General features: G+C 56.4%; 20 protein-coding genes. 10 read left to right on the top strand and 10 right to left on the bottom strand.

The annotated features are described in order from the left end of the window. Positions 1 to 5 precede the first annotated feature (5 nt). Complete coding sequence (locus Q0816_RS12800; protein WP_298851060.1) at positions 6 to 512, top strand: flagellar basal body-associated protein FliL; 507 nt, start codon at positions 6 to 8, stop codon at positions 510 to 512. A 33-nt stretch (positions 513 to 545) separates the two neighbouring features. Here Q0816_RS12800 and Q0816_RS12795 read toward each other — a convergent pair whose 3' ends face one another. The 8 genes from Q0816_RS12795 to Q0816_RS12760 all read right to left on the bottom strand — a co-directional run bounded on the left by Q0816_RS12795 (position 546) and on the right by Q0816_RS12760 (position 7,714). Further along, positions 546 to 932, bottom strand: coding sequence for a hypothetical protein (locus Q0816_RS12795; RefSeq protein ID WP_298851058.1), 387 nt, complete (start codon positions 930 to 932; stop codon positions 546 to 548). After that, positions 929 to 2,017, bottom strand: a complete 1,089-nt coding sequence (gene flhB, locus Q0816_RS12790; RefSeq protein ID WP_298851056.1) for a flagellar type III secretion system protein FlhB — start codon at positions 2,015 to 2,017, stop codon at positions 929 to 931. Before flhB ends, Q0816_RS12795 begins: the two co-directional genes overlap by 4 nt. Next, positions 2,014 to 2,787, bottom strand: coding sequence for a flagellar biosynthetic protein FliR (locus tag Q0816_RS12785; RefSeq protein WP_298851054.1), 774 nt, complete (start codon positions 2,785 to 2,787; stop codon positions 2,014 to 2,016). The genes flhB and Q0816_RS12785 overlap by 4 nt, the downstream gene beginning before the upstream one ends. Continuing rightward, positions 2,784 to 4,871 (bottom strand): flagellar biosynthesis protein FlhA, encoded by a 2,088-nt coding sequence (gene flhA / locus Q0816_RS12780; protein WP_298851052.1) that lies wholly within the window; start codon positions 4,869 to 4,871, stop codon positions 2,784 to 2,786. Before flhA ends, Q0816_RS12785 begins: the two co-directional genes overlap by 4 nt. 9 nt (positions 4,872 to 4,880) lie before the next feature. Then, positions 4,881 to 5,510, bottom strand: a complete 630-nt coding sequence (locus tag Q0816_RS12775) for a transglycosylase SLT domain-containing protein (RefSeq protein ID WP_298851477.1) — start codon at positions 5,508 to 5,510, stop codon at positions 4,881 to 4,883. Positions 5,511 to 5,652: 142 nt separating this feature from the next. Further along, positions 5,653 to 6,081 carry an Lrp/AsnC family transcriptional regulator gene (locus Q0816_RS12770; protein WP_298851050.1) on the bottom strand — a complete coding sequence of 143 codons (429 nt, stop codon included), beginning with the start codon at positions 6,079 to 6,081 and terminating at the stop codon, positions 5,653 to 5,655. A 52-nt stretch (positions 6,082 to 6,133) separates the two neighbouring features. Beyond that, on the bottom strand, positions 6,134 to 7,453 hold the full coding sequence (locus Q0816_RS12765) for an MFS transporter (protein WP_298851048.1): 1,320 nt from the start codon (positions 7,451 to 7,453) through the stop codon (positions 6,134 to 6,136). 3 nt (positions 7,454 to 7,456) lie between these two features. Then, positions 7,457 to 7,714 (bottom strand): metal-sensing transcriptional repressor, encoded by a 258-nt coding sequence (locus Q0816_RS12760; protein WP_298851046.1) that lies wholly within the window; start codon positions 7,712 to 7,714, stop codon positions 7,457 to 7,459. A 133-nt stretch (positions 7,715 to 7,847) separates the two neighbouring features. Here Q0816_RS12760 and Q0816_RS12755 point away from each other — a divergent pair, with 133 nt between their 5' ends. The 7 genes from Q0816_RS12755 (at position 7,848) to Q0816_RS12725 (ending at position 12,626) form a co-directional block, all read left to right on the top strand. After that, positions 7,848 to 8,462, top strand: coding sequence for a ribonuclease D (locus tag Q0816_RS12755; protein ID WP_298851044.1), 615 nt, complete (start codon positions 7,848 to 7,850; stop codon positions 8,460 to 8,462). Further along, positions 8,459 to 9,421, top strand: a complete 963-nt coding sequence (locus tag Q0816_RS12750) for a KpsF/GutQ family sugar-phosphate isomerase (RefSeq protein WP_298851042.1) — start codon at positions 8,459 to 8,461, stop codon at positions 9,419 to 9,421. The genes Q0816_RS12755 and Q0816_RS12750 overlap by 4 nt, the downstream gene beginning before the upstream one ends. Before the next feature lie 13 nt (positions 9,422 to 9,434). Further along, positions 9,435 to 10,034: a hypothetical protein gene (locus tag Q0816_RS12745; protein WP_298851041.1), complete on the top strand. Its 600-nt coding sequence runs from the start codon at positions 9,435 to 9,437 to the stop codon at positions 10,032 to 10,034. A 3-nt stretch (positions 10,035 to 10,037) separates the two neighbouring features. Further along, the gene (locus tag Q0816_RS12740; protein WP_298851039.1) at positions 10,038 to 10,529 is read left to right on the top strand and encodes an LptA/OstA family protein; all 492 of its coding nucleotides are present in this window, start codon (positions 10,038 to 10,040) and stop codon (positions 10,527 to 10,529) included. Beyond that, entirely contained in the window at positions 10,529 to 11,287 is a 759-nt protein-coding gene (lptB, locus tag Q0816_RS12735; protein WP_298851037.1) for an LPS export ABC transporter ATP-binding protein, read from the top strand. Before Q0816_RS12740 ends, lptB begins: the two co-directional genes overlap by 1 nt. A 252-nt stretch (positions 11,288 to 11,539) precedes the next feature. Next, positions 11,540 to 12,103, top strand: coding sequence for a ribosome-associated translation inhibitor RaiA (gene raiA / locus Q0816_RS12730; RefSeq protein WP_152459767.1), 564 nt, complete (start codon positions 11,540 to 11,542; stop codon positions 12,101 to 12,103). 58 nt (positions 12,104 to 12,161) lie between these two features. Then, positions 12,162 to 12,626 carry a PTS sugar transporter subunit IIA gene (locus Q0816_RS12725; protein WP_298851474.1) on the top strand — a complete coding sequence of 155 codons (465 nt, stop codon included), beginning with the start codon at positions 12,162 to 12,164 and terminating at the stop codon, positions 12,624 to 12,626. A gap of 58 nt (positions 12,627 to 12,684) precedes the next feature. Here the strand turns inward: Q0816_RS12725 and Q0816_RS12720 are convergent, their stop codons facing one another. Continuing rightward, positions 12,685 to 13,200, bottom strand: coding sequence for a CAP domain-containing protein (locus Q0816_RS12720; protein ID WP_298851031.1), 516 nt, complete (start codon positions 13,198 to 13,200; stop codon positions 12,685 to 12,687). A gap of 170 nt (positions 13,201 to 13,370) precedes the next feature. On the opposite strand from Q0816_RS12720, the gene Q0816_RS12715 reads away from it, so the two are divergent. Then, positions 13,371 to 13,970, top strand: a complete 600-nt coding sequence (locus Q0816_RS12715; protein WP_298851029.1) for a L,D-transpeptidase — start codon at positions 13,371 to 13,373, stop codon at positions 13,968 to 13,970. Between the two features lie 139 nt (positions 13,971 to 14,109). Continuing rightward, positions 14,110 to 14,292: a hypothetical protein gene (locus Q0816_RS12710; protein WP_085823694.1), complete on the top strand. Its 183-nt coding sequence runs from the start codon at positions 14,110 to 14,112 to the stop codon at positions 14,290 to 14,292. A 73-nt stretch (positions 14,293 to 14,365) separates the two neighbouring features. Here the strand turns inward: Q0816_RS12710 and hemH are convergent, their stop codons facing one another. Next, the gene (gene hemH, locus Q0816_RS12705; RefSeq protein WP_298851022.1) at positions 14,366 to 15,415 is read right to left on the bottom strand and encodes a ferrochelatase; all 1,050 of its coding nucleotides are present in this window, start codon (positions 15,413 to 15,415) and stop codon (positions 14,366 to 14,368) included.

Below are 15,415 nucleotides of genomic sequence, written 5' to 3'. Positions count from 1 at the left end.
AGATTGTGGTCGCAAAACTGATACCGGTGATATTTCTGATAGTTGGTCTGGGTTCAGGCATAGGTGTCGGCCTGGTTTTTGCACCTGCGGAGAAGGCTGAAGATGGTGCATACGAAAAAGAAGCGGCAGGACAAGAAAAAGAATCTGGTAAAAAATCTGAAAAATCTAGGAAGAAAGGTGAGGAAGAGGGTTTTGGGTACCTGAAAATGACCAAGCATTTTGTTGTCCCCGTCGTCAAAGACGACCGGATAGAGGCTATGGTCACTTTGGCACTGAGTCTTGAGGCAAACTCTGCCATTACAGAAATGTTCTACGCGAACGAGCCCAAACTAAGGGACGGCTTTCTTCAGGTTCTTTTTGATCATGCGAACACGGGTGGATTTGACGGGATTTTCACTGAATCCAGAAACCTGGATGTCTTGCGAAAATCCTTGCTGGAAGTGGCGCGCAAGGACTTTGGTGAAGACGTGTCAAAAGTGTTGATCATGAGTGTCAACCGACAAGACAGCTGATGCTGATTGGTCCGAATTGTCTGACTAGTCAAGCTATTGCCCGATTTGTTTTCTGGCGGCTGCGCGACGGTGTTCTTTCTGAATCTTTACAAGCAAGGTTTCGACAGCCTGTTTTCGCCCAAACGCAGTGCGAACCGCATCAAGCCCGGCCAGTTTCAGAGCGCGTGTTTGTGCGAGCTGAAGATTCAACTGCCGGCGCGTGGCGGATTCCCAGCTATTCCAGAGAATGTCGGTCCCTGAAACCTGATACCCTTCGGTCTTGCCGCTGTCTTCGCGCGTCTGGTTGAGCTGCCTATCCAATCTGGCCAGTTGTTGTTGTATTCGTGCCTCGGCCTCAAGGATCGGACGCAAGGTTTGAAACTGCTTCTGAAATGCGGCGTCAGTCACTCTTTCCAAGTCGGGTAACTGAGTACGTTTCATCGAAATTGTTCCTTCGCACGCTTTCGCATCGCATCTGAAAACCGGATGGCGGCGGCGACGGGCCGGTAGTGTTCTTCGGCAATCTCCTGACCGATATCCACGGTCGCATGAAGCGCGCGTGCTGTTGGAGGGTTTGAGTGGATCGGCACACCGGCTTCTCTAGCGGCAGAGCGGATGGCAGCGGCGATTTCGTCCACCCCTTTGGCGACGCAAACTGGTGCGCTGCCTGCGGCTTTCGACCATTTCAAAGCAACGGCGAAATGGGTTGGGTTTACGATCACAACGTCTGCGCCGGGAACGTCTGCCATCATTTGATTTGTAGCTATCTCCTGTGCGCGTTGGCGGCGGTGTTGTTTCATATGAGGGTCGCCTTCTGCATCCTTGGTTTCATCCTGAATTTCCTTGCGCGACATTCGGTTCTTGCGCATGTGTTCGGCGTATTGCCAAAGGAAATCAACAACCCCGATGATCAGGGCTATCACGATCACAATGAACAGAAAGCGAAACAGCAGGTTCATCATCAGCAAAACAGACGTCTTTGCCGGGGCTGCGCTGGCAGACAGAATATCGGTCAGATTCGCGTTGAGAAAAAGCGCAAGACAGGTGCCATAAATCACCAGTTTGACCGCGCTCTTGGCAAACTCAAACAGACCGCCGCGTCCAAACTTGTTCTTGGCATTCGAAACAAGCGAGATTCGAGAGAGTTTCGGTTTCAGCTTGTTGGGTGCGAAGATCAGGGCGCGCTGGGCGATCAGGTTCAACAGAACAGCTGTGGCAGGGAGACAGAACAGCAACGCTACGGGCAGCAGGGAACCTTTTAGAATCCCGGCAACAGGAGCGGTTGCCGGCCCATTTGCAAGGAGGGTCGCGATCTCGTCGGACTGATCGATCAGGACCATAAAAACGGATCCCAGTTGCTGTGTCGTGTACTGCCCGGCTGCCAGCAGAGCGATGACTAGCCCGGTATACGCGGCCACAACCGAAAGGTCGTTGGATTTGGGCACCTCACCTTTGTCACGTGCTTTTTGCAGCTTTTGCGGCGTCGGTTCATATGATTTGTCGCTGTCGTCATCGGCGCCGCTCATGGTCGCGCTCCGAACGGGTTTGTGAAAAAGGCTATCAGAGCGTCAGACCAGACAGACAGAATAAGAGGTGTGCCAGCAAACAGAAGAAACAGCCCGGCAAAGGTAATTGCTGGGGCGCCGACAAAGGCCACCATCAGTTGCGGCATGGCCCGGTTGATTACCCCAAGCGCAAGGTTATAGATCAGCGACGCGATAACGAACGGCGTTGCAAGCGCAAAAGCCAGTTCAAAACTGCGCGCGACCTGCTGTACGCCCCAGCGGGACAAGTCGGGGGCGTCGGGGGACAACCCTGCCGGAAACAGGGTGTAACTCTGGATCAAGAGCTGAGCGGCACGCACATGCAGGCCCATGGTCACGGCGAGTGTCAGCCCTGCCAGTGTCAGCAGATATCCCATGGCGGGGACCGGATCAGCAGCCGCCCCGCCCAGAAGTTGGGACAAAGATGTGGATTGAGCTGCGATGGATCCCGCGGTTTGCAAAGCCAGCACAAACAGACGCAGCCCGATCCCCAGGACAAGCCCGATCAGAACTTCGCTCGCGACCAGGCGGATCATCGTCCACAATTCGGGATTAAATCTGACAGGAGGAATTGCGGGCAGGACGACCAGGGTAAACGCAACGGAAATGCCAAGCTTGATCCGTGTCGGAATGCTGCGCTCACCAAATGCAGGCTGCAGAGAGACAAGGGCAGAGACCCTGAGAAACACGACAAAGGCCTGCCAGAGGGCATCGGACAGCTGTGACAGCAGCTCTGGCGGCAAAGCAATCACGCAGGGACCGTTCCGACCAGAGCGGGTTTGGCTTCCAGCCCGATTTCTTCGAACGACAGAACCGGATTGGATATGCCGCGGGCGTACATGATCGTTCGCAGCAACCGCCGCCGTCGGGTCGAGGTCACAACAGCCGGAAACAGTCCGCTGTCGGCGGATCTGGCGACGCTGCTGACCACGCCGTCGGCCAGTTTGTTGAACAGGTTCGGCGGGAGTGCGACATCCAGCCCGGCATTTGGCGCGTCGATTTGATAGTTGGCAAACGTATCCTCCCATTCTGGGGCCAGCTGGATCAGAGGGATCGAGCCATCCTCGCGCTTCATGTCAGCGACCAGTTGGAATCCAAGGCGCTGGCGCACCAGCTCGCAAATGCCTTCGGGTTGCGTTGTGGTCAGCCGGGCTTCGGCTACGCTTTCCAGGATCAGGGCCATGTTTCGGATCGACACACGTTCATCCAGAAGCAGGCGCAACACCGCATGCAAGGTATCGATGGGCACCTTGTCGGGGATCAGTTCATCCAGCAGTTTGCGGTTGGCTTCGGCACGCACCGGATCGCTCAGGCGGGTCATCTCGGACAGAAGACGGCGCAGGGATTTCAGTGTGAGCAGGCGCGAGAAGTTCTGTTTGATGATCTCGAGCAGATGGGTGGCCAGAATTTCCGGGGGTGAGACGATGGTGGCGCCGCTCAGCGCTGCGTCCTCCTGATCTTTGGGTAGAATCCATCGTGCAGGCGCACCATAGACCGGCTCGGTCACGTCATTGCCGTCCGGCAGCAGGTCAAACCCGTCCTGCACCAGCGCCAGGATCAGATCGGGGTTCAGGACACCGCGCGCCTGTTCGACGCCCTGAACCTTGATAACATAGGTTCCGGTTGGCAGGTCGGCGCGGTCTGTCAGTCGGATTTCAGGCAGGATCAGGCCGAAGGTTGACGCCACATAGGTGCGCATATTGGCGATACGGGCATCCAGCCCCGTGCCAGGGTTCAGGACCATGCTGACCAGGTCGGGGGCGAATTCCAGATGGACATCATCCAGGTCCAGAATATCTCCGATGGCTTGAGACATCGGCGTATCGGTTTCGGTCGGGGGCAGTTGCGTTGATGCCTCTGCATCTCGCTGTTTTCGATGAACACTGTAGGCCGCATATCCCAGTACGGCTGCGCCGAGGATGAATGGCAGAAACGGCAGGCCGGGCACCAGCGCGAACAGAACCATCAGCACGGCGACGGTAGACAGTGCCGCGGGGTGGCGGCCGAGTTGAGAAAAGATGGCGTTGTCCGTGGCCCCTTGCGTTCCGCCGCGCGCCAGCAACAAAGCAGAGGCGATCGAGATGATCACCGCAGGAATCTGCGACACCAGCCCGTCGCCCACGGTCAGGATCGCATAGGTTTCGAATGCTGCAACTACGGGCATTCCGTGTACAATCACGCCCATGATCAGACCCATCACAAGGTTCAGCAGAGTGATCAGAAGCCCGGCAACGGCATCGCCTTTTACAAATTTCGACGCACCATCCAGTGAGCCGAAAAAAGTCGTCTCCTGCTGCACGCGTTCGCGCCGTTCCTTGGCTTGCTGGTGGTCGATAGCCCCGGCGGACATGTCGCTGTCGATAGCGAGCTGTTTGCCCGGCATCCCGTCCAGGGCAAAACGCGCGCCAACCTCAGCCATCCGGGCCGCGCCTTTGGTGATGACCATAAAGTTCACAATCAGCAGTACACCGAACACCACAAGACCCAGAAAGATGCTTCCGCCCATGACGAAATTGGCGAATCCTTCAATGACATCGCCTGCCGCGTTAGGGCCGGTATGCCCTTGTCCGATGATCAGTTTTGTCGAGGACACGTTCAGCGACAGCCGCAACATGAGAGATGCCAGCAGGATCGTCGGGAAGGACGAGAAATCCAGTGGACGTTCGATGAACAGGGTTAGTGTGAAAATCAAGATGGCCAGAGCAAAGGAGGTGGCCAGCCCCACGTCCAACACCCAGGCGGGCATGGGCAGGATCATCATGACGATGACTGTCATCAGCGCCAGAGCCAACAGGACAGTTGGCGAAAACAGGGACCGGATGTCGATCTTGGGCACGCAAAGCTCCTAGTTGAAGGCGATGAACGCGGTTGCAGCGCCCTTGGTTGGCATCAAAGACCCCAATGCGCCGGTGTGGGGCGAGTTCGTCTGTATTGGGATCAAAGGGGTTCCGGCCCCGGTGAAGGGGTCGCGGGGCATGGCCGCAATCCGGGGTTGCGGGGAGCCTTCAAGCTGTGCCAGCACCGTTTGAAACCGCCCTTTGTAAGCTTCGGCCAAAGACGTGGTGCGGGAATGATAAGCCCCGGCGGCGGCAGGCCACGAGCCAAGCTCGGCGTGCAGGTCTTTCAGGAATTGGGCGGCGTAGGTCGCGTTTTCATCCGGATCGAACATCGCGTCGATCGAGCGGAATGCCTTGCCATGCCAGCGATAGTTGATCTGAAAACAGCCCACATCAAAGCTGCGTGTGCCCGCTTTGAAGATTTTGAACACGTAGGTCTTGGCCTCGACCTCAGACGTGAACCAGTATCCCTGACCTTCGGCATTGATAGTCCAGGGCCAGGGCTGCAATCGACCGTCCAGTGCGCGTCCGGTCTCCACACGTGTGATGGCGCGCAGAACGTTCAAAGGCACTCCTTCGGACAGAGCGGCGCGGCGCGCAGCCTGATCGCACAGGTCATCCGTTCTGGCGTCTTGCATGGCAAACCCTGCCTGCGCCAACAGCACATGCAGGAATATGAGAACAATCGGGTTCTTTTGAATTGGCATTCTGCCGGTCCGGGATTCTGATCTGTCCCAGCCAAGCTAGCCAATGATCGGTTTACAGAGAGTTATCGCCGCTTCAGTTTCGGTCGATCCTGCGCCCGAAGACAACGCTGGTATTGGTGCGCAGAACGCCTGGGATCTTCGCCAGTTCGTCGACAAGAATGTCCAGATCTTCCAGCCGGGGTGCTTCGGCCGAGAGCATCAGGTCGAACTCTCCGTTGATCGACAGGCATAGCTTGACCTCCGGGTAAGCCTCAAGCCGCTTGATGATCCGGGTGGTTTCCTTCTGCTGCACCTCGAGCATGACGATGACCTGCACCTTGGGTATGTCTTCCGTGGATCCGAGGCACACGGAATACCCCTCGATCACGCCACGCTGCTCCATCCGGTTCATTCGCTCATGCACCGTTGTCCGGGCCACTCCGAGTGTGGCCGCAATCTGAGTGGTCGAGGCGCGTGCATTGGCTTGCAGGGCGGCGATGATACGACGGTCAAGCTGGTCCATTGGGGCTCCGGTTTTTGGTAAGTCCGGGTTTAGATCAGATTGAAGCCCCTGCTCAAGGCTCACGCGGGATGCGCGGGTGCAGATCGTCGATGATGATCGGATGCGCGTGGGTGCCCGATCCGGCCAGATGCGGGTGATCGGGCGGCAGGTCGGGGTGATCGTGGACAACAGAGTCCTGATCGAGGCGTGGCCACAAGCTGATCGCGCCAATCACACCCACAACGGACAATATCGCCATACTGCTGAGCGCGACAGTCGATCCGAACACCGTCATCAGCCACCCTGCAAGTGGGTAAAGCACCAGCCAGCATCCGTGCGACAGGGTAAACTGCGCGGCGAAAACGGCAGGGCGATCCTCGGGATGGGCTGATCGGGTCAAAAGACGCCCCGAGGGTGTGAGCGTGGTAGAGTACCCGAAACCGGTAAACGCCCAAAACACGGTCAGAAGGCCCAGCGACAGAGGAACGGTAGCGGTCAATATTGCGGCCAAAGCCATGGAACCGGTGGCAAAAACGGCCCCTGCGACCATAACCCGACGGTCTTCGATCCGATCCAGAAGGCGGGGTAAGGTAAACGCCGCCAGCATCGAACCACCTCCAAACCCCGCCAGGGCAATGGCCACGGCGCTTTCCGACAGGCCCAGATTGGCGCGCACGATGACCACGGTATTGACGATCACCATCGAGCTCAGCGCGGCCGCGCTCCAGCTGAGCGCAAGCAACCCGCGCAACCGGGGTGTTTTCAGATAGATACGAATGCCACGTGTGGTGCGGTCATATATGCCACGGGGTTTGCTTGGCTTGGGTGAAGGCAGTACGACCGAAACCACCAAAAGTGCGGAAGCAACGAATCCCAGTGCCGTACCCAAAAACAGGTTGTTGAAGCTGACCAGCAGCAACAATGCGGCGGCGAACATCGGGCTCAGCAGGCTTTCCATGTCGTAAGCCAGACGTGAAAGGGACAAAGCGCGTGTGTATTCGCCTTCATCAGGTAATACATCTGGGATTGTTGCCTGAAAGGCGGGTGTGAACCCGGCCGAGGCCGATTGCAGCACGAAGATCAGCACGTAAACCTGCCAGATTTCGGTCACGAAAGGCAGGCACAGGGCCACCACAGCGCGGATCAGGTCCAGCACGATCAGCATTTTTCGGCGGTCCAGCCGCTCGGCAAAAGCGGCAGCGAGCGGGGCAACTGTGACGTAAGCCACCATCTTGATCGTCAGTGCTGTGCCCAAAACCAGACCCGCAGCATCCCCGGCCAGATCAAAGGCGAGCAGCCCCAGCGCAACCGTGGCCAGCCCGGTTCCGGTCAGGGCGACGATCTGTGCGGCGAACAGGTGGCGGTAGGTTCGGTTTTTCAGAATGTTCAGCATGGCTCAGAGATACTTTGTAATCGCCTTGAAATCTTCGATCCCGCTGCCATCACCGTCGGTGGACAGGCAATGGTCGATGTGATCGTGAATCAGAGCGCGTTTGGCATTGGTGACGGCTTTTTCAACAGCAAACAGTTGTTGGGCGACGTCCGAACAGGAGGCCTGCCCCTCCAGCATGGCAATGACCTTGGCCAGATGCCCGTGGGCCCGTTTTAGCCGAGCGGTGATATGCGGATGTGACTCGTGGGTGTGGTTTGACATGTTTTATCCCTATCCCCCCCATGAGGATATAGTCAAGTGCCCGGCGCTGATTGGCCCGCCATATTTGGACGGCGTTGAGTTTACGGGCCAAACCGCCTATCTCGGGGACGATATCGCACAAAGGAATAGTCGCGTGGCGAACCACTTGTACAAAAACGATCTGCCGGACGGGCTGGATCTGGGCCCTGTTGTGGCCATTGACTGTGAAACCATGGGGTTGAACCCGCATCGCGACCGCCTGTGCGTGATCCAGATGTCGGGCGGTGACGGTCACAGCCATATCGTTCAGGTCGAAAAGGGTCAGACAGAGGCTCCGAACCTGTGCGCCATGCTTGAAAACCCCGACGTGCTGAAGCTGTTCCATTTTGGGCGTTTTGACATCGCGGCCATGTTTCACTGCTTTGGAGCGCTGGCTGCACCGGTTTACTGCACCAAGATTGCCAGCCGATTGGTGCGCACCTACACTGATCGGCACGGGCTCAAGAATCTGTGTCAGGAACTAATTGGCGTCGATATCTCGAAACAACAACAGATGAGCGATTGGGGCGCTGAATCCCTGACGGATGCTCAATTGGATTATGCGGCCTCGGACGTTCTCTATCTGCATCGCCTGCGGGACGAGTTGAACAAGCGGCTGGCTCGCGAGGGTCGAACCGAGATGGCACAGGCCTGTTTTGACTTCCTGCCGATGCGTGCGAAGCTGGATCTCGCTGGTTGGCCCGAAACGGATATATTTGCGCACTCATGACCGATACCGAAGCATTTCTGAGAACCGCCCGTCAGGTCATCATCGATGAAGCCCGTGCTCTGGACGTGTTGGCCGACAGTATGGATGAACACTTTGCCGAGGCTGTGCAACTGATCCTGCGAGCCACCGGGCGCATCATCATCAGCGGCATCGGCAAGTCCGGTCATATCGGCCACAAGATTGCTGCCACCCTGGCAAGTACCGGCACACCCGCCTATTTCGTCCACCCGGCCGAGGCGAGCCATGGCGATCTGGGCATGGTATCCAAAGGTGATGTGGTTCTGGCAATCTCCAACTCAGGCGAGGCGCCCGAACTGGCCAACCTGCTCGCGTTTACCCGACGATTTAGGATACCGCTGATCGGTCTGTCCAGCAAACCGGAAAGCACGCTGATGAAACAGGCGGATGTGCATTTGCTGATCCCGTCGATGGGCGAGGCCTGCGGTTTTGGCATGGTGCCGTCCATCTCGACTACGTTGACGCTGGCAATGGGCGACGCCCTTGCGATTGCGCTGATGAAGTATCGCGATTTCAAGCCCGAAGATTTTCGCGCGTATCACCCCGGCGGCAAGCTGGGCGCGCGGCTCAGCAAAGTAAGTGACCTTATGCACTCCGACATGCCTGTGGTGCTCACTGGAACCCCCATGAGCGAAGCCCTTTTGGTTATGAGCCAAAAGAGTTTCGGTGTCGTCGGCGTAACGGATGATGCTGGGCGGCTGCTGGGAATTGTAACCGACGGGGACTTGCGTCGAAACATGGATGGCCTATTGGACAAAACGACTGAGCAGGTCATGACCGAGAATCCGACCACAATTGCGCCTGGCGCAATGGCGGAGGAAGCAGTGGCGATCATGAATGACCGCAAGATCACCTCGCTCTTTGTCGTTGATCCGGATGCAGCCGAACAGGCCCAGGGGCTGCTGCACATCCACGACTGCCTGCGGGTCGGACTAGGCTGAGGAGGTGGCTGAAGTGGATCGCTATTCCCGTATGGTACAGTTCCTGAAGGTACTGTTGCCGCTGGCGGCGATTTTGATGCTGTCCACTGTGTTCCTTCTGTCCCGCAGCATCGAAACCAATGTTTCAGTGCCGTTCGCAGAAAAAGACATTGATGAACGGTTGGCAGAGCAGGTGGTCACGCAACCGAATTATCGTGGAACGACCCGCAAGGGCGAAGATGTGCACATCGAAGCCACGCAAGCCAAACAGGGCGGCGACGATTCGACTCCGACGGCTTCTGAGTTCAGAGGCCGTCTGGGTCTTCTCAGCGGTGGAACGATTTTCCTGGATTCCAATTCCGGATTGATCCGCCCTGATAAAGGTACAGCGACATTTGTCGGAGATGTGGTGATAACCACTGCCGACGGCCTTCAGGTCACAACGGATCTGCTCAACACATCTCTGGACGAAATCCGGGGCGATACACCGGGGCAGGTCAACGGAATCGGGCCAATCGGCAACTTTTCCGCCGGACGTATGACCTTTGGGACTGAAAAAAAGGACGGACCGGTCCATATTGTTTTTACAGATGGTGTGAAGCTGGTATACGAGCCTGAAAAAGCAGAGAGATAACCTGTGTTCAATTTTCGATTTGTTCCTTTGTGCCTCGCTCTGATCGCAGGTGCCGTAACCGCGACTGCGCAGGAGGCGCAGGTGGCTTTCGGATCTGCGAATGCCGATCCGAGCCTTCCGGTCGAGGTGACATCCGAAACGCTGAACGTCAACCAAGAGGATGGCTCTGCCGAATTCCTCGGAAATGTCATCGTAATACAGGGTGAAATGCGGCTGACTGCCGAGCGGGTTCTGGTGATCTACAACGAGAAACGCTCGGCCATCGAGCGGATGGAAGCCACCGAAAATGTGGTTCTGGTCAGCCCACCGGACGCGGCAGAAGGCGACTGGGCGGAATACACGATCGATTCCGGTGTGATCGTCATGAAAGGCAATGTCCTGCTGACGCAAGGCCCCAGCATCATCAGCGGTGACCAGATGAATGCCAATCTGACAACGGGCACCGCAACCATGACCGGACGGGTCAAAACAATCCTGCAGCAGGGAAACAATTGATGGCGCGTCCTAACCTGTCAGTGGCCGAAGGCAGCTCTGGGCTGCGTATCGAGAAGCTGCGAAAGTCCTACCGGAAAAAAACGGTAATCCGGGATGTCACGATGACATTGGACCGGTCCGAAGTTGTAGCCCTGTTGGGACCAAACGGATCAGGAAAGACCACGACATTTTATTCCGTGGCCGGGCTTGTTTTCCCAGAAGCGGGTAAAGTCACGATTGACGGCCAGAACGTAACGACTCTGCCGATGTATCGCCGTGCGCGAATGGGCATTGGTTATTTGCCGCAAGAGATGTCGATCTTTCGCGGCATGAGCGTCGAGGACAATATCGCCGCAGTATTGGATATCACTGTATCTCATGCCCACAGGCGGAAAGAGCGGCTGGAAGAGCTGTTGTCGGATTTCTCGATCGAACATCTGCGCCGCGCGCCCGCCCTTGCCCTTTCTGGCGGTGAACGTCGCCGGGTCGAGATTGCGCGGTGTTTGGCCGCAGACCCGAAATACTTGCTGCTGGATGAACCGTTTGCGGGCGTTGATCCGATCAGTGTCGGTGATATCCGGCATCTGGTTGCTGATCTGAAAAAACGTGGGATCGGGGTTCTTATTACCGACCATAACGTCCGGGAAACGCTGGAAATTGTCGACCGTGCCTACATTCTGCATGACGGGCAGGTTCTGATGTCCGGCACACCTGATGAAGTTGTCGAGAACGAGAATGTGCGCCGCGTCTATCTTGGCGAAAACTTCCGTATTTCATAGGCTTGTGCTGATCTGCGCCGGATGCATGACGGAAATCGCGTATATACACACCTGTTTTGATTGACTCTTCCGTCGTCTCTTGCCTCAATTGGACTATGGCATTTACCCGGTTTCAGTCTGGAGATCGATGTCCCTTCGTTGAAGGGCTGGTATCAAGGCAACCGCGGAAACTGTCCCGACCCCCCACCCGATAAAAACAAGTTCGTCGCGTTCCGTGACGTCAGAATGGGTGTGAATTGTGAAGGAGATCACATGCGTTACCAAATCAGCGGAAAACAGATCGACATCGGCGCGGCGCTGCAAACACACGTGCAGACCGAGCTGGGCGAGGTTGTAGGCAAATATGCCCAGCGGCCTACCGACGCCAACGTCGTCTTTTCCCGTTCAGCGCATGAATATGTATGCGAAACAACGGTGCACCTGTCCACCGGGCTGACCGCCCAGGCCAAGGCGCATGCAACCGAAATTTATGCGGCGTTTGAGGCATGCTGCGACAAAATGGAAACACAACTGCGTCGCTATAAGCGTCGTCTGAAGGACCACCATAAGGATCGGTCCGAGCCGGTTGAACTCTTCGGGGCGTCCTCTTATATCCTCGCCTCTGACGAATCGGACGCGGCTGATGAACCCGAATCGCTGCAGCCTATGATTGTGGCTGAGATGGAAACAAAAATTCCATCTTTGAGTGTAGGTGAAGCCGTAATGCAAATGGAACTTGCCGGCGCCCCGGTGCTGGTGTTCAGAAATGAGAACAAGGATGGATTGAATGTCGTGTATCGTCGCGAAGACGGTAACATCGGCTGGATTGATCCTTAACAGGCAAGGATACGGGGCCGCACCCGCCGAGGCGGGTGCCGTGCCATGGAGCGTGATCATGGAGCTTTCGAGCATACTGAAGCCCGAAGCAGTACGTGTATTGTCCGCCGCTTCCAGCAAGAAGCGGCTGTTTCAGGAAATCGGCGATGTGGCCGCTGCAACTCTGGGTCTTGACCCTCAGGCAGTTGTTGACAGCCTGCTGGAACGGGAAAGCCTGGGTCCAACCGGTGTCGGGCATGGCGTAGCGCTGCCGCACGCACGAATGCCCGAGCTTGTTTCGGTCTCGGGGGTGTTCGTCATGCTGGAAAAACCTATCGATTTCGGATCGGTTGATCGTCAGCCTGTGGACATTGCCTTTGCGTTGTTTGCACCGGAAGAGGCTGGGGTTGATCACCTTAAGGCACTGGCCCTTGTGTCCCGCACATTGCGGGATACGTCGGTGTGTACAAAACTTCGGGCGAACCCCGATCCGGTCAAGCTCTATGCGATCCTGACCGAAGCTCAATCCATGCAAGCTGCATAAACTGTACAGAAAAAAGGCCCCCGATTTTCGGGGGCCTTTTTTCTTTTCTGTCTACGGATCAGCCTCCGGTGCCCATTTCCAGCGTCCACCAGATTTTTCCGCCACCTTCCTGATGCCAGGCGAATCCCATTTGAGTTGCCTTGGCGTCCATAATGACGTTTCGCGGCCCGGGTTCCTGCATCCACGCGGCGAGGGTTTCGGTTTCGGTTTCGTAGGTCTCGGAAATGGCTTCCCCCAGGAATGTGCCGAAATAGCCAACCCGTGCAGCACGATCGATCGGGGACGAACCGTCTGATCCAAAGTGCCAGGGTCGGTTCTGTCGGGCCATATCCTTTGAGTGAGTCGCTGCTGCAGCGTTCAGCTGCGCGTTTAGCTGCACAGCCTGCAAGCCTTGCGCCTGCCGCAGGGCATTGACCGAATCAAGCATGCGGAACTGCAGTTTTTCCGGGTTGCCGCGGATTTTATAAACTGTTGGCAATGGGCGACCATCGGCACCAAATGTTGTGGGGCCAGTGTCCGTACATGCCGCAAGCGCGACAAAGCAAATCAAGAGTAAAGAAACGATACGCGTCATGATCGACCTGATTATTGTGTCAACACACGGCATAGCGCGCCTGACAGCTCTGAGCAAACGCGCAATAGCCGGAACTTGCGTGAATCTGCCGGTTTGATTTGCGACTGAAGCATTCTGGCAATAGAATGTCACAAATTTCAGACTTTATCCAAAACACAGGACCCGTTGTCATGGTCGAAAAGCGAATTCACTTGTCCACCCGAAGGGGATTTCTGGCGGCGGCCTCTGCCACACTGGCGACACCTGCGCTGGCACAATACATTCCCGGGGACCCATTGCGCCCTGCGCCCGAGGCCGAGCCATCCGTGCGCCGGAACGTATCAGGGTTCCGGGCGCTGGATTGGCAGCCATACTTCTCGAATACAAATAACGGCGCGATTCTGGTCGATACCGTATCGCGCGCGCTGCATTACTGGTCAGATGATCAAACAATATACAAACTCTACCCGTCATCGGTTCCGCTGACCGAGGAACTGACCCGCCGCGGGCGTACCAGCGTGATCCGCAAGGTCGAAGGCCCCAGCTGGTCTCCGACACCGTCAATGAAAAAGCGAAATCCGGAATGGCCTGACTATATTCCTCCAGGCCCGGATAACCCGTTGGGAACACATGCTTTATACCTGAGCTGGAAATATTACCGCATTCATGGAACCCACGATACACGCAAAATCGGGCGCCGGTCGTCCAATGGCTGCATCGGCCTGTTTAACGAAGACATCTCCGAGTTGTTCTCGATGGCGAAGGTCGGCACGCAAGTGTTGCTAATTTGACGACATTTTTGTGTGAGAACCCGCTTAGTTACCAAGTTGCAATTGCATTCCCGGGCCATTGCTGATTAGAAAAAACCACGAGGTAAGTCTTAGATGTGCGGTTCCGGGCATTGGAATCGTGCAGATTCTGGAGGTTAATATGAAAAAACTCGTTCTCGCCGCAGCTCTGACCGCTGCTGCTTCGACCGCATATGCGGGCAACCTGGAAGAGCCGATTGTTGAAGCACCGGTTGTTGTTGAAGAAACACAGGGTTCGTCGCAGGGTATCCTGCTGCCGCTGATCCTGCTGGTCGTTGTTGCTGCTGCTGTTGCTGCAAGCTAATTCGACACGGATTTCATGAAAAAGGCGGTGGAGCAATCCACCGCCTTTTTTACTTTGAATAAGGTTGTGCGGATCAGTCCAGCCAGCCACGCAAATTATCCTCGATAACCTTCCCCAAGGCGGCAATATGAACCGGGTCGTCGTTGAGGCAAGGGATGTAGGTGAAGGATTCACCACCTGCCCCTTCGAAGCTTTCCTTGATCTCTTCGTTGATCTCTTCCAGCGTTTCGATGCAGTCGGCCGAGAAAGCCGGCGCAATGACGGCGACGGTCTTTTTTCCCTGCTTCGCCAGATTTGCCACGTGTTCCACCGTGTAGGGCTTTAGCCATTCTTCAGGGCCGAATCGCGACTGGAAAGTCGACACCAGTTGATCATCCGACCAGCCCAGCCGTTCTTTCAGTAGCCGGGTCGTTTTGGCGCACTGACAATGGTACGGATCACCCTGCTGCAAATACCGCTCGGGCATCCCGTGGTAGGAACACACCAGTATGTCCGGTTTGGTCTCCATCGCCGCATAAGCACGCTCAACTGACTGGGCCAACGCGTCTATATAGGCGGGTTCGTCGAAATAGGCGGGAACTGTGCGGGCTGCGGGCTGCCACGCTTCCTCCATCAATGCGCGGAAGAACTGGTCGTTAGCTGTGGCCGTCGTCGCGCCTGCATATTGTGGGTAAAGTGGGAAGAACAGAATGCGCTCACAACCTGCCGCCACCATTTCGCGCACTTTGGATTTGGTCGAAGGATTGCCATAGCGCATACAGAAATCGACCATCACCTGATCGCCGTAACGCGCCTGCATTGCCTCGCTCAGCCTAGCGGTCTGGTCCTTGGTGATTGTCATCAGCGGGCTTTCGTCTTTTTCATGATTCCAGATCGATTTGTAGGCCTCGCCGGAACTGAAGGGCCGCTTGCTCAGGATGATTCCCTGCAGAATCGGCTGCCATTTCCATTTCGGATAGTCGATGACGCGCTGATCTGACAAAAACTCGTTCAGATAGCGGCGCATCGGCCAGTATGAGTAATCATCCGGGGTGCCCAGATTGGCGAGCAGAATGCCAACACGACCCACCCTGACCTTAGGATGATCCGTAGGAGCGTGTGCGGGACGAGTGGCATCGAGCAT

It is taken from the genome of uncultured Ruegeria sp., assembly GCF_947497005.1.
In the GTDB taxonomy this organism is placed as follows: Bacteria; Pseudomonadota; Alphaproteobacteria; order Rhodobacterales; family Rhodobacteraceae; genus Ruegeria.
Note: the sequence above shows the minus strand (reverse complement) of the source record. Positions and strands in the feature narration are given on the sequence as shown.